The sequence below is a fragment of the Candidatus Curtissbacteria bacterium genome (genome assembly GCA_024654445.1).
GTDB lineage: Bacteria > Patescibacteriota > Microgenomatia > Curtissbacterales > GWA2-41-24 > JANLHP01.
Genome location: JANLHP010000022.1, coordinates 70,140 through 84,449, shown reverse-complemented (window position 1 = coordinate 84,449; position 14,310 = coordinate 70,140). Strand labels below are relative to the sequence as shown.

Below are 14,310 nucleotides of genomic sequence, written 5' to 3'. Positions count from 1 at the left end.
TCACATTCATGAAACTGAATGTGACTGTGGGCCTAAGAAACTTAAGATTGTAACTGTTGCCATTTTCGACTATATCAGATTCTACGAGACTTGAAGCGTATATGCCAGAAGTAGAAGAGGAAACCAAGAAGCGTAAGTGCCGTTACTATAGCACCTATCTTGAAGCTGCGGGGCTCATATTTTACTTCAATACTTTGAGAATTTGCTGGAACCTTTACTTTTTGAAACACACCATCAGACTCTTGTACATCTGCTTTTCCATTTGCCGAATAAGCAACCCATCCGGGATAGTAATTCTGAGCAATTTCAAGTTCTCTATCAGACGGTCTGGGCTTGAATTCCAAATCTATTATGTTTGAAGCGAATCTTCGGATTACGACTTTTTCATTCGAATCAGTAAACCTTGCAACCGGCTTGAATTTTGTGTTCTCGTAGAGCAAGACATTTTCGAATTTGTCTATGAAACGTAGATCGGCGGAGTTAAGGTCGTAAGTCGAAGCAACAAACTGCACTCCGGCTCTGCCGAGCAACTCGGCGTTAGGTTGTGCGGGGTTTTGCCGCTGCCATACCTGATAGGGAGGGAAAATAACTGCGAATTCACTATGTGTATATCCTCCTGCCTTTTGAAGAAAATCGATAAAGCTTGCTTGTTGAATTGGGTTTTCTCCGTTTAAAATCAATATTTTGTTTTTTTCTAAGTATTGAGGATTGAAACAGCCTGATGTGCAGTAAGTTCGTGAATTACTGGAATTTTGGACCAGAAACCTGTATAAATCTGAGTTCTCTGAATTTAGGTTTGGTATGGAACTTAGCATTTGATAAGAAATAAAAAGGCTTTCAGCTAAAAATAAGGTAATTGCCAAGTATGCAATCTTTTTGTTTTTTATCTTGTCAAGGCCGTAGGCAGCAAGAAGACTGACGGCCAAAGTGGGAATAAACCAAAAACGTGTAGTCATCCGAGAATAATTTAGAAACGGCAAGAGACTATAGGCAATTGAAAAAAACGGCGTGGAAAGGCCCGCCGCGAACAACAGCGAGACCAGACCAAAGACGGTTAGGGCGAGTTTGTGGGCGCCTCTTAAAAAGTAGAATCCAAGCGTCGCGAGTGTTATTGGAACAAATCCAAAATAAAGCAATTCTTCGTGGTCAAAAGAGCCGAGATCGGTATAGGGAAAAATTAAACTGGAAATAAATTTTTTAAAGTTCCAAAGTGGTTGAGCAACGTCTGTGATTGTTAAGCTGCTCCTGGTTGAAAAAGGGCCAAATTCCATGTGGGGCAGGAGGGATATTGCAGAAATAAGAAGAGCAACTACAAGCATGAGAAGAGGGGTTACTAGATTCGTGCGCTTTTTGCTGTGAACTAGAAATGCTTCATAGGAAGTGTATACACCGATAAAAATAGCGGTGTAATAAAAAATTGTGGGGAAGGTCATGTACATAAACGATCCACTCAAAGAACCGATTAAAAACCAGTTGAAATTTGGTTTCTCAGTTAACTTTTTGACGCTAAGCATTACCAATGGAAAGTATGAAAACGCCGCGACCATTGTTATGTGGCCAGCCGCGGTATGGGTTAACAGTTTTATGGAAAACGCATAAATGAAAGCTGACAGCAATGACGATTCTTCCGACAATTTTAGCGACCTGGCAAGAAGGAATGTGGAGGTACCCGCCAAGACGATGTGAAGCATTAGATATAATATGGAAGCAAGATTTGTCTCGAAAGCAATAAATATTAAATTCGCTGGATAAAAAAGAGATGAAATTGGGCTGCCAACAAAAGTTTCGCCCATAAGCTGTAAGGGTCGCCAGAGTGGGATTTGTTGGTCTTCGACTACTGACCTTTTGATAAACGAAAAGGTCGGAACGGAACTTCTTCCTAAGTCGTTATCTTTTGCTGTTACTAACTCGGGCCTAAAAAGAAAGGGGGCAAAAATGATTATGGTTATTAGAATTATTTTAAACAAAGGAGTTTCTAATTTCATTTTCTTTTTAAGAGCATCAGATCCGTTGAAATTTTTTCTTTGAACTCGTAGTTTGCGTCGATGTACATTTTTATTAGGCTTGGTTTGTAGGCCCCTAGCTGATAAATGCTGCCAGTGTCGTATGGCTTTGAAACTACATACTCGGGTTTTTCTTTCTCTAGTGACGCTGATATTTTTTCTTGTTGGCCTTCAAGTTCAAGGTACCAGGGAAATTCGTCCGCCCATGGTTTTGTGGGAATACGGCCGGACAAGGGGAGAAGCTGGTCTGGACCGTTTTGGATATATATTTTTTCTTGTTGTTTCGTTTTTTGGCTTAAGATTATCGCGGTGTCAGTGATATTTTTTTCAAAAAAACGGACTTCTTGTGTCCAATTACTTTTTAAATACCTAAGAGTTGCGGCCGACAAAAAAATAAGGCCGATTAGTAAAAATATATTCGCTCGGCTTTTCCTGATAGCTACAAGTTCACCAAACGACAAGGATAGGATGGCGAGTGATGGGATCAGGTGGAAGTAATCAAATCTTGGGTAAGCAAAGACGGTCAGTAGTAATGCCGTTAGTGTTATTAATCTGATTTTTGAGAATAAAGTTGGTATAAAAATAAAAAAAAGAAATAAGAGCATTAGTAATTGTTGATGGTCAGGAAGTAGAACGTACCCTGGCATTTTTGGTGCTTGAAAAATCGGGAATAGCAAAGACCAACTGGCGAATCCGTCTAGATTATTCTGAAGATAAAACAATAATAAAAAAGCAATAAGAAAAATTGCCGGTGTCAAAATCAATACACTAATCTTTTTAAGTTTTTCCGAGTGTTTACGTTCCTTTACCAGAATTATTACGCCAAACCAGATAACAAGCCACGCCGCTTGCTGCTTAATAAAAATGGCAATCGCCAAAAATATTGATGAGATTACTAGAGCTTTAATTTCTGATGGTTTAGCGTAATATTTATAGAAATTGTAAAAGGCCAATAGCACGAGAGGCGTTTGAACTAGATCGAACCAGAGTCCGTTTACGTAAAAAGGAATAGACAAGATTGCAAAAAAGGCAGTGGATAACAAAGCTTTACTTGAGTTTTTGAAGAGATTTTTTGAGATTCTAAAAATTAACAAGTCGATAGAGAGAATGATTAACCAGGTTAAGATCTGAAATGGCATCGGAGAGTACCCGAATATCTGCGAAAAGCTACCAAGGCCCCAGATTAAAAGTGGCGTGTAAGGATTGATAATTTCTGTGTAAAGCTCGAAGCCCTGGTTAAATAAATAAGGATAGACGACCATTTCTGGCCACAGAGTGAACCTCGTTTGGGTTAGAAAAACAAAATGAAAGAGTATGGTGATGAACAGAAAAGCTTTGACCATACTTCAGCGAGGCTTGGGGTTATAAAGGTCGAGAACTCTTCTTCTTGCTTCTCGGAGTGGGAACTGAGCGAGAGCAAGCGTGTTTTCTAAGGCAGATCTTTTCTCCCAAGGGTCCCCTACAGTGCTTGGCCTTTTCTCGTAAAAAGTTTCAGGATATTTAAAATCTTTTGAGAATTTTAACCCGTACTCCAGTTTTCCTTTTTTCGCCCTATTGAGAACTCCTTTGTCTACCTGTCGAGTTGATGATCTTATTAAGTAAGTCGTGTGGAAATACCGATTTTTAAAGAATACTAAATGTTTTTTGCCGTAGTTTTGGATTGGCGTTTTTGTCTTGTCTTTGTATGCTTCGAGAGGATAATCGCCTTCTACGTGGAGACCTGGAACTTTCGTTCTAATCAAGCGCAGATTTGCCCATCCGACGTAATTTTTGGGCGCAAAGGGCCAGTGGTACCTGATTGACTCTGGGTGGTAGTGATATACGTCTCCGACTGGGTTCCATGCTCTTATTACACCAGCCCAAACGTGGGGTTTTGATCTTTTTATGACAGTCGCGAGTTCACTTATGGTAACTTTCGGCCAAATTTCATCGCCGTCTAGCAGCAAAAACCACTCCGTTTTCGTTTTTTCCAGCTGTTCTTGCCTTAATTTTGTAAGCCCCGCAGCGTCTACTTCTCCCTTCTCTTCGAACTTTATTTTGTTGCTTTTAATTGTTCTTATAATTTCTACTGTTTTGTCGGAAGACCCGGTATCATAAATTATGATTTGCTTTGCGATGTCCTTTACGGAAGAGAGGGCGTACCAAATCCATCTTTCTTCGTTTTTGACGACGCAGTGAATGGTAAGATCTATCATTTACGCTTAGCTAAATTGATAATAAGATAAAGACAAAGTGTTAGGAAAACTATGGCCTCGCTTAATGTAAAAGCCCAAGCGCCTCCGATCGCCTTATATTTGGGTACCAAAAACATGAGCGCGCAAATAAAAACGCCGACTCTAAGTGCGGTTATTCTGAATGAAATATTAGATTTGCCCAAATAGTAAAGGATTATAGAACTTGGAATGATAGACGCGAAGAAAAAAATAAATCCGATTGATAAAATCTGAAAGACTCTAACTGACCCCGCGTAATTATTTCCAAATACTACCAGAATCAGTGGCTTTGCCAAAATTGCCAAACCGAGAACCCCTATTGAAAAGAGAGCAATTAATATGGCTGCTTTTTTAGAAAAAATGATTACGCCTTCTTTGCTTTGCATGCTCGCGAATCGCGACGCTAAAACACTGGTGTAGTTGCCTCCGAACTGATAAGCGACGGTTAAGAGTTTGTAAGGCGCGGCGTAAAGGCCTGTCTCGGTGGGACCAGCAAATTTCAATAGAAAATAGTTGTCCAGCGGAATGGATGCGATTGCCATCGAGGCCCCAATCCAAGAATTGTATTTAAAAAAACCAGAAGCGATATTTTTGTCGAATTTTTTAATACTAAAAGAAAGTTGGCTTTTGCCGACAATAATCGAGATTACGGTGATAAAAAAATAAAGTGCTGTTAAAAAATAAAGATTGATCATGAAGAAGTAAGCACCTATTGCGAGAACGAGTAGCCTAGACAGATTCGCGCTGATTGTGATCAGCGAGGCTTTAAAAAACTCTTGTCTTGCCTGAAGTGCCGCCACAAAAAAATTAGTAAGGAGAATAAAAATAACTCCCGCAAAACCAATTCTTAGGTAAGGGGTAATGTGTGGCTCTCCAAGTAGGTTCGCAATTAATGGCGCAACAGACACCCCGACGATCGCGACTGTCGCTCCGATAACTAAATATGATTTCAGAGCAACGGATAAGATGAAAGGCGCATTCGGTGATGTTCGGGTAGCAAATTTTAATATGCCGGTGTCTATTCCAAAGCTTGAAATTGAAACTGCGAGCAAGCAAGTTCCGACTACAGTTGAAAATATTCCGAAATCTCCCGGGCCAAGGAGTCTAGGGGCAATCACAAAGAATAAACCTCCGGCGATAACATTTATTACTGTTCCTGCTAACACTATGCCTGTATCTTTGCCGGTTTTTGTGAAAAGAAGGTTTTTAAACTTTGTCAGCATTTACTTCGTTGAGTATAAGCAAAGCTTGCGGTCCTCGTCAAAACACTGCGGGCCTAATATAGAGCCCCTTCGATTACTCAGGGCCGTGGCATGCGGTCTTAGCGCTGTTGTTCAAAAGAAGGCGGTTTAACACTAGTGTTAATGTCATCGAACCATTTTATCTGGTTATCCATCATTATAACTTCTATATTACCGAAGATTCCCGAACTCACCTCGTGGGATTTTAAAAGCGCATATCTTTTATAAAACTCTTCGGTCTCCTCAGAAAAGTCGTGAGTAACAAAAGCGATTACCGTGCCGGGGTGGGTTTCCCAAACTGTCGTCGTTCCATAAAGGTAAGCGAAATTTGGGTCGACGTAACTTTTGACGGGTTCTTTGCCAAAAACTGTAAACAGGTATCTGTAGCCATTGTATTTCCAGCACGTAGAAACTGATTCTAGGGAGAAAGGCGCGTCCCCTACTCTGGAATTAACATATTCTATTGCCTCTCTCTTTTGTGTTAGCCCATGCGAGTTGGTGGCAATTAACAGCTTGTAGAGATTAGCGCCAACAAAGATTGCCAGTACGACGAGCCAAAGCTTTCTTGGTAATTTGCTTACAACCTTTGCCAAAATTAAAAGAAAAATCGCGAAAGTCCCTGAAATGTAATGTTCAAAAATATCCGCTTTTGCAAGGGTTCCATAAAGTTGGATGCCAAGAAAATAAACTACGAGAAGAAGGGCTGATATAAAGATGGCGGGGTTTTTGGTTTTTTGGTTGAATCCCCAAAGCGCAAAGCCGGTAAGGAGGGATGATGCCAGTAGTATCAAATACACTGGAATAATTCTTGTTTTTTCGGCGACGTAATTTCCACAGTATGAGTATTGTTTAGAGACTTCGTTGTCTCCAAGAGTATAAACGAGTCTCGCGAAGGCCGCGGGAAATATGATAGCGTTGTCAGTCGCTCTTTGTGAAAGTGTTTTTTGATCTGGCTGCCGGTTTGAAAAGTTTTTGAAATGAGAAATCATAGGTCGAGTATTTGCAAAATCATGTCTAAGGTCGAAAGCGACAAGGGGAAGGAATGAGAAAATAATTAAGCTCGTGGCAAGAAGCGTGTGTCTTGTAATTGGCAACTTGTAGATTGCCCACACCAGCCCAACGAGCAATACAAATACGAGGTTGGAAGGGTCGGCGTGGATACCAAAAGCGACAGAGACAGCGAGTGGATAAACAAATCTTGAATTTCCTTTGATTATTCCATGAAGAGAAAACAACACGATCAGTGAAATAATTGGACCCCAAGACAAAGCCCAAAAGTGTCTGTCGTACAGATTCGCAAGAAAAGAAAATGCCCAAAACACGGCAGCCGTTACGCCGGCTTTTTTGTTCAGGAACTTTTGTCCCGCAACATACGCCATAAAAGTTGTGGCGCTTCCTAAAAGAGCCCCCGCAATTCCCCACACGATTGGATTTAACTTGCCAATATATAAGAGCAGTGCCAAGAGCCAGTAAAAGTATGGTCCAAGGTGGAATCCAAAGGGTGTTACTCCCCCGATAAGTGGTATGTGGTTTGTGAGAATCAGTCTCCTTCCGACGAAGGCAGGTATAGATTCATCGTATGTGAAGTAAAAAAGTTTTTCTAGATTTACAACTCTTAAGACAAATGCCAGAATTACAATCAGCAATAGTGGCCAATGTCGGATTAAATTTTTGTACATATGAAAAATGAGTTTCTCACATATTTATTAGGAAAAATTACATTTTTATACAAATAAATAGGGTGGTTGACGCCGGAAACGGTCTTATAGTTCTTTTTATTTCAACCCTGAAGCCTAACCGCTCAAGCTGAGACTTAAGGGCGCTCGAGCTCCAGTAGTCGATGTGGTCCCTAGGGTAAAGGATAAAATCCCAGAGACGTGATAACTTGCTTCTAACTTTCTCTTCCGTGTCGATCTCTTTTATAATCAATATCTTGCCCTTTCTTAAAGAATTTGCAATGTTTTGGAGGATTTTTTCTTGGTCTTTTGAACTGATATGATGAAGGACATCTGATATTACTACCCCGTCCGCTTTTTCCAATTTGTAAGTTCTGATATCGGCATTTATAAACTTTAGATTTTTTGTGGAATTTTTTGGAAGCCTCGAAGTGTCTTGGTCGACTCCAATTACTTTTCTTTTTTTGTTTTTTGCCAGATAGATTGCAATTACTGCTTGACCACATCCAAGCTCAACGATTGTTCCTTGCTTTGGCAGAAGGCTGTCTATCTGACTTAAAGGCAGGATGAGTGGCCTTAATGATTCATAGAATGGAATCATCATTTAATTTTCCTAATTATTTTCGCGGGTACTCCGCCAACTAATGTATTTGGTGGCACATTTTCTGTTACAAGGCTTGCGGCAGCAACAAAGGATTTTTCTCCAATTGTCACGCCACTGAGAATTGTTGAACTTGCGCCAACTACACAACCGTTTTTAAAGACTACAGGTTCTGATCTTTTCGGGAAATACTTTTGAAGCGGATGATCTTTGTACCCCACATTTAGATGTGTAAGCACAGTTACTCTTTGTGCCAGAGTTACTTGGTCTTCGAGAGTTACGTTGTCGTAAAGATCGATAAGGACATCATCGGCAATAAAACAATCTCTTCCCGTTTTGAACCCTTTAAGTCCATTGTGGTGCAAGTTGAAAAATTTGGCATTCATGATGACTGTCCCCTGCCCTATTCGGGCGCCCAAAAGCTCCAGGGAAATCTTTTTTAAAGGCGGTAAAAACAGGAGGCAATAAATCAGTTGGAGAAAGGAAAAAAACGCAAACTCTAGAATTTTTTTAGTGCCTAGCTCTTCCCTGGCTTTCATTTGTTTTTTGACATAACTTCCTTATTATAATCTCGGAGTATTTTTACGCTGAAGTATGAAACAGCGAAAACTATTGGCAAGAAATATCTGTAACTTAAAACGGGATAGATAAAAATAGCCAGATACGAAGCTAGGGCCGAGCTTACAATAAGGATGTCCAAATTATTTCTTTTCCCTTTTACCAAAGACCTCAAAGCACTAACTGCTGCCAGCGCGGACAAGAGTAACCACCAGTGGTGACTGACGATGTCTCTTATAAAAACATAATGTGATATCTTAATCGCGTTTGCCATATACCTAAAAGTTTCTTCCGCTGTAAATTTGTTTGAACGCAAGCCGTAATTATTTTGAGTGTAGCTGATGGTGTCGTATATATTTGGGAGTTTTAACATAAAGGAGACAGTGATGAATAAGATTATTGGGATGAAGGAAACAAAGAGCAATTTTTTAATTTGACTCGCGCCTTTTAGTAAGAGGAGTTTTTGAAGGACTAAAGCGCTCATAAGTAGTGGCGCCATGAGAACGCTTTGCTCTCTGTTTAAGAGGGAGATTGAGAGAGAGATAAAGAAGAATATAAGCCATTTGCTCTTTTTACTTTTGATGTAATTGTAAATCGTGAATATCTGGCTTAACCAAAAGGCAAAACCGATTGTGTCTGTTAAAAAATAAGTTGAACTGTCAAGAAACGGATAGAAAGAAACAAAAAGTGCAGTTGAAATGATAGCAAAAAAGTAGCCCAGTCCTTCTTTTGACAGGCGGAACACAAGAATAACGCTTAAGATATAAGCGGTAAATACGGGTATTTGAAAAGATAAATAATCGTTGAGATTAAATAGGCTTGCCAAATACGCGGTAAGAGGGTAAAAGGGTCTTTTTTGGAAAAATGAATACGAATTAGCGTAAGTTTCCTTGTTTTGAAAAAAATTTCTGGTAATTTCGTCCGCTGCTATCAGGTCTACTTCGCTAATGATTTTTGCTTGGGCCTCGTCGTAGCTTAAACCTTTAAGTTGATAGTATGTATGCTTATAAAAATAACTGTCTGAAACGTATGGATTTTTGTGGCGCAGGATTAAAATGAATTGGGCAGTTGCGAAAACTAAAAGCAGTATGACTGCTAAATTTCTTTTAACGTCGAGGGTTACCTTTCTGTTTGCCATTTAGGATGCTTGAGAGTAAATTTAGAAAAATTTAAAACGAGGATTATTTGGGACACAATTGATAGCAGCAGTATAAGAAGGATTGCATTACCCTTTACGATTTCGGGTTTGTACTGACTGGCCTGATCTATAAAAAGGTTAAGATTTGATGTGCCGTAGTATGAGGAAGCAACGGTAAACAGAGAAACCCAATTAAAAATAATCATCGCCGCGACAAGTAAAGGTGCCAAAAGCCACGCCCTGTCTTTTAAAATTAATCGGGCAATTTCCATAAGCCCAAGCAATAGAATCGTTATATGTGCAACTACGAGCGGAAAAAAATATCTTCCCTGAAAACCAAATGGGAAATTGTGAGTTTGAACGAAAAAGTAATCCCAGACTAAAAAGAGGGCAAAGTAAACAAGGCTTGCGATAATCAAAAACGTCAACAATACGTCTTGTTGGGTAAATTTTCGGTTACGGAAGGCTAAGAAATACCTTAGAAGTACTCCTACGACTGAGACTATTATGATTCTATTTATAATTTGATAATTTAAATGCGGCACTGTTAAAGACAGCCATTTGTAGACTCCCCAATACCAAGGCAGAGTTTGAGCTATGGTTTGCCTTATTGACCATTTCAAATAATCGATAATTGATTCGCTTGCGAGAGATTCTACTTTGATAAGACTTAATTCCGGGATTCGAAAATAAGAAATAAAAGGGGTTGACGCAAACCTGTAACCTGCTTCAAGAAGGCAAATTGCAATAATTAGAATTGAGGCGATTGTCAAGGAAAGAACCTTCTTCTTTTTCCAAACGCTAAATGCGGCGCTTATTGCCAAAATTGGAACTGCGAGAAGAAATTGCTGCCTAGTAAAAACTCCTGCTGTTATGAGCACAATCCCTATAAGGAGGAACTTTGTTTTTAATCCAACTGTCATGATCTTTAAACAAACGAGCAGTACTGCGCTGAATAGGAGATTCGTGAGCGTGTCGGGAAGTACTCCGGTTGACGCATGGACAAGCATTGGCTTGAAAGCAACAAGCGTGGGAATTGTGAAAGCTAAAATTTTCTCTTTAGGGAAGACAATGTTTCCAATTTTTGCCGCGACATAAATATTTGCGACAAAAAGTAATGCAGACATAAACCTTACCGCGTACACGCGATTGAGGATACTGCCACCGTCAAAGATGTTATAAAAAATAGATGCGAGCGTGTAGTAAAAAGGAGGGTTTTGAGTTGCTTCATTTTTTACAAAGTTTGTGCGCTCTGACTCTTGTAATTGCGCAAGCTCCCGTTCTCTGGGGCCATACCAACCGTTGCCATAATTAATTTTATATTCCGGGTGATACGTGAATTTGTTGTTTCCAAGGTTGTTTCTTTCGGTTTCAAGTATTTGTTCAGAGAGGGAAACTTCTTGGGACGTGTTTAGGCTTGTTGGTACATATCCAATTTCCGCCATATCCTGTACTTGAGAAAAATGCGCTTGTTCATCCGGGTATTGCCAAACGGGAGTTAAAATAATCCACGACAAAGAGTTTAAAAGAGCAGCCGCGATAAGTAGTTTAAGGAGTCCATTCACTTAAACTTGATTATATCAGGCAGAATTCATATTTTTGCCATTCTTCGATGATAGAATTAAAACTGTGAGTAAAAACTCGGTTGTTTTTTTGATTTTAACTTTAGTTATTGTCGTAGTATGGTTTAGATCTCTTTTTAATTTCTTCGCTCAAGATGATTTTATTTTAATAAATAATTTTTCTCAAAATTCCTTTTTGGTGGATTTACAAAATGTATTCGGTCCTCCAGAAGTTACTCACTGGCGACCTATACATAACTTGTTTTTTCTTATAACAGGTAATCTTTTTGGGAAATTTTACCCTGCTTACCACGTAGTAATTCTTCTCATTCACACTCTTTGCGCATTTATGGTTTTTTTGGTTTTTGGAAAACTTTTCAAAAATAATATTTCTGGTTTTTTCGCGTCTGTTGTTTACGCTACTCACCCCTTGCACTTCACTTCCCTATTCTGGATTTCCGGAGGAGCGGTGAATATTGGATTTCTGTTCTTTTCTCTTAGCCTTTATCTTTTTATTATAAAAAGAAAGCTTGGGGCATTTTTATTTTATTTTCTTTCATTGCTTGCAACGGAAGCGATAGTTGTTGGTATTTTAATATTTGTCGCGACTTCTGTTTTTCTTAAAAGGATAGATTCCCACGTTCTTTCGGCCGTGGTTCTCTCTTCCTCGCTCAAAGATTCGCTTCATCCCCGGCTTAAAAGCCGGAATTTTTCGCTCGGAATAAAGAGTGACTTTTCTTTTTTATCAGCACTTTTTGCGTTGACTGTTCTCTTTTCGGGAGTAAAGCTTTTATTTTTTACTCCCCCCGATACTTTGAATGTTTACGTCCTCGAGATTTCGCAAAGGACAATTTTCACTTTTAGATTTTATCTGTTAAGGATACTCGGTTTTGTTGAAGGCCAAGGGAAGAGTCTTTTTTCGCTTGCTCTTATTTCATACCTTTTTGTGATTTGCCTTATATATATTCGGGGGTTTAGAAACAAAGACGACTTACGAACATTTATATTTCTTTGTTTTATAACAGTTGTTGGCCTTTTCCCGTTTGTTTTGATACCGAGTCACCTGGGTGCGCATTACATGGTAATCAGCGCATTTGGGTTGAGCGGGATTATCGGCTTTGCTGTTCAAAAACTGAAGTCATCTCACTTAGTTTCTCTTGCTCTTTTATTTTTGATTATTGCAACTTATGGACAAACACTTGCGATGAAAAACAGCTGGGTTATTGCAAGAAGTATCGTCGCAAAAGAAGCGATTAAAAATGTAAAAGACAAAAATTTACCAAGTGGTTCTATGTTAATTTTTGATGGTGCGAATAATGCATCTTCACAGGATCAGTACATTTCTTTAGGTACCGGAAAGGCAATAGATTTCTGGTTCAGGGAAAAAAATTATAAGTACTGTTTTGTTGAATTTGAGAACTGCCCCGAATTACCTTAGAATACAAGATCAGTTGATATGGTAAAAGTTGACTTCTCTTTAATTCTTGCCTGCTATAACGAAGGCCCTACTTTTGAAGAAAGCGTCCAGTCAATCTTTTTGGTCCTTAAATTGTTAAAAATCAACTGGGAAATTATTTTTGTCGAAGACAAAAGCGTCGACGAAACAAAAAGGTCTATTGAAAAATTTGTCGCGTCTGATAAAAACTTTAAAGCGATATATCACAAGAAAAATCAAGGCAGAGGTAAGTCTGTTAGCGATGGAATAAAGGCTGCAGATGGGACTATATGTGGCTTTATTGACGTTGACTGTGAAATTTCCCCAAGTTATATTCCTCTGTTTATTGAAGAAATTGAAAATGGGAGTGATATGGCGATTGCCACTCGCTATTACGAAATAAGCTCTGGAAGTGTAATGAGAGTTGTGGCGTCGAAATCATACTGCGCACTAGTTTCTAAAATAATCAGCCTTCCGTTTAAGGATACAGAGGCGGGATACAAATTTTTTAATAGGAAGAAAATTTTGCCCGTTCTTTCAAAAACTCGCGACCATGGTTGGTTTTTTGATACCGAAATTTGCGCAAGGGCACTGGTTGCAAATCTGAAAATAACGGAGATTCCGGTCCTGTTTATAAAAAGACCAGACAAGAAATCGACGGTGAGATTAATTCCCGATTCAATCGAGTATATGAGAAAACTTGTTCAATTCAGGCAAAAATTCTCCCAAGATTTGAGATGAATTTAACGCCAACTCCTTATACCATTCCCCTTCACAAGCCATTTTGGGGAAGAGAGGAAGAAAGAGCCGCAATTTCCGCGATGAGAAGTGGCACCGGCGTTGGCGACCTTTCTTTTGGCGAGGTTCTGGCTAAAACTATTTCTGATAAATTTGGTATAAAGTTTGTCCTCCCCACAAACTCTGGAACAGCAGCGCTAGAGCTTGCGTGTGCTTGCTTACTGAAGAGTGGAGATGAAGTCATTTTGCCAAGTTTTACATTTTCTTCTTGTGCTAACGCTGTTTTGCTTGCGGGAGCAAAACCGGTTTTTTGTGACATCGATATAAATACTTACAATATTAACCCACTAGAAATTGAAAAACTTATTACAAAAAAGACTAAAGCAATTATGGTAGTCCACTACGCGGGGCTCGCGTGCGACATGGACAAAATTAACCAAATCGCAAAAAAACATAATTTGTATGTTGTGGAAGATGCTGCTCATGCGCTCGGATCAAAATATAATGGTAAATTTTTAGGAACGATAGGTAAAGTGGGTTGTTATTCTTTTCATGGAACAAAAAACGCGGCGAGCGGCGAAGGGGGTATTTTTGTAACGGGCGATTTGAAGCTTCACAGAATGGCGGAAATTATAAGAGAAAAAGGGACGGATAGATCTTCGTTTATGAGGGGGGAGAAGAAAAAATATTCCTGGGTAAGTGTTGGCAGAAGTCTTGTTCTTTCCGATATCCTGAGCGCGATTGCGCTTGAACAAATCAAAAAATTAGACACAATTACTGAAATGAGAAGAAAGAATGCAGAGTACTTTTTAAAAAAGTTGGAACCATTATCGTCTAAACTGATTCTTCCGTTCAGGGATGAGAATCTTGAGTGTGATTGGCATATTTTCGCAATTCGCGTTCCAAGGCTAGCAAGGGCTCGAGTTATAAAATCTCTTAGGTCGTATGGAATTGAAGCCTCTTTCCATTATTTACCACTTCATACTTCTGTGATGGGTAGGAAGATGGGATATAAAGCGGGAGACTTGCCAGTGACGGAAGAGATCGCGGCAACATTGATAAGGCTTCCAATGTATCCCAAACTTAAAAAGTCTGAAATGGATTACATTGCCGCAGTTCTTGAAAAAGTTGTTTAGTAAAAAGTT

Annotated in this window: 12 protein-coding genes; 3 read left to right on the top strand and 9 right to left on the bottom strand. The window is 39.3% G+C overall.

The genetic code is table 11. The features are described from left to right. Window positions 1-74: 74 nt before the first annotated feature. From NUV69_04390 to NUV69_04350, 9 genes are all read right to left on the bottom strand, one after another. Window positions 75-1,985 carry a YfhO family protein gene (locus NUV69_04390; GenBank protein MCR4324896.1) on the bottom strand — a complete coding sequence of 637 codons (1,911 nt, stop codon included), beginning with the start codon at window positions 1,983-1,985 and terminating at the stop codon, window positions 75-77. Then, window positions 1,982-3,346, bottom strand: a complete 1,365-nt coding sequence (locus NUV69_04385) for a glycosyltransferase family 39 protein (GenBank protein MCR4324895.1) — start codon at window positions 3,344-3,346, stop codon at window positions 1,982-1,984. The genes NUV69_04390 and NUV69_04385 overlap by 4 nt, the downstream gene beginning before the upstream one ends. 3 nt (window positions 3,347-3,349) lie before the next feature. Beyond that, window positions 3,350-4,198 (bottom strand): glycosyltransferase, encoded by an 849-nt coding sequence (locus NUV69_04380; GenBank protein ID MCR4324894.1) that lies wholly within the window; start codon window positions 4,196-4,198, stop codon window positions 3,350-3,352. Further along, entirely contained in the window at window positions 4,195-5,439 is a 1,245-nt protein-coding gene (locus NUV69_04375) for an oligosaccharide flippase family protein (GenBank protein MCR4324893.1), read from the bottom strand. The genes NUV69_04380 and NUV69_04375 overlap by 4 nt, the downstream gene beginning before the upstream one ends. Window positions 5,440-5,537: 98 nt before the next feature. Next, entirely contained in the window at window positions 5,538-7,103 is a 1,566-nt protein-coding gene (locus NUV69_04370; protein MCR4324892.1) for a hypothetical protein, read from the bottom strand. 70 nt (window positions 7,104-7,173) lie between these two features. Beyond that, entirely contained in the window at window positions 7,174-7,737 is a 564-nt protein-coding gene (locus NUV69_04365) for a class I SAM-dependent methyltransferase (GenBank protein MCR4324891.1), read from the bottom strand. After that, window positions 7,734-8,273 carry an acyltransferase gene (locus tag NUV69_04360; GenBank protein MCR4324890.1) on the bottom strand — a complete coding sequence of 180 codons (540 nt, stop codon included), beginning with the start codon at window positions 8,271-8,273 and terminating at the stop codon, window positions 7,734-7,736. Before NUV69_04360 ends, NUV69_04365 begins: the two co-directional genes overlap by 4 nt. Further along, a complete protein-coding gene (locus NUV69_04355; GenBank protein MCR4324889.1) occupies window positions 8,270-9,430 on the bottom strand; it encodes a glycosyltransferase family 39 protein in 1,161 nt (386 codons plus the stop codon). Before NUV69_04355 ends, NUV69_04360 begins: the two co-directional genes overlap by 4 nt. Then, a complete protein-coding gene (locus tag NUV69_04350; protein MCR4324888.1) occupies window positions 9,412-10,995 on the bottom strand; it encodes a DUF2142 domain-containing protein in 1,584 nt (527 codons plus the stop codon). Before NUV69_04350 ends, NUV69_04355 begins: the two co-directional genes overlap by 19 nt. Window positions 10,996-11,059: 64 nt before the next feature. On the opposite strand from NUV69_04350, the gene NUV69_04345 reads away from it, so the two are divergent. From NUV69_04345 to rffA, 3 genes are read left to right on the top strand one after another with little or no spacing between them, the layout of a single operon-like run. Further along, window positions 11,060-12,430, top strand: coding sequence for a hypothetical protein (locus NUV69_04345; protein MCR4324887.1), 1,371 nt, complete (start codon window positions 11,060-11,062; stop codon window positions 12,428-12,430). Between the two features lie 18 nt (window positions 12,431-12,448). Then, a complete protein-coding gene (locus NUV69_04340; GenBank protein MCR4324886.1) occupies window positions 12,449-13,168 on the top strand; it encodes a glycosyltransferase family 2 protein in 720 nt (239 codons plus the stop codon). After that, complete coding sequence (gene rffA / locus NUV69_04335) at window positions 13,165-14,301, top strand: dTDP-4-amino-4,6-dideoxygalactose transaminase (protein ID MCR4324885.1); 1,137 nt, start codon at window positions 13,165-13,167, stop codon at window positions 14,299-14,301. The genes NUV69_04340 and rffA overlap by 4 nt, the downstream gene beginning before the upstream one ends. Window positions 14,302-14,310: the final 9 nt, after the last annotated feature.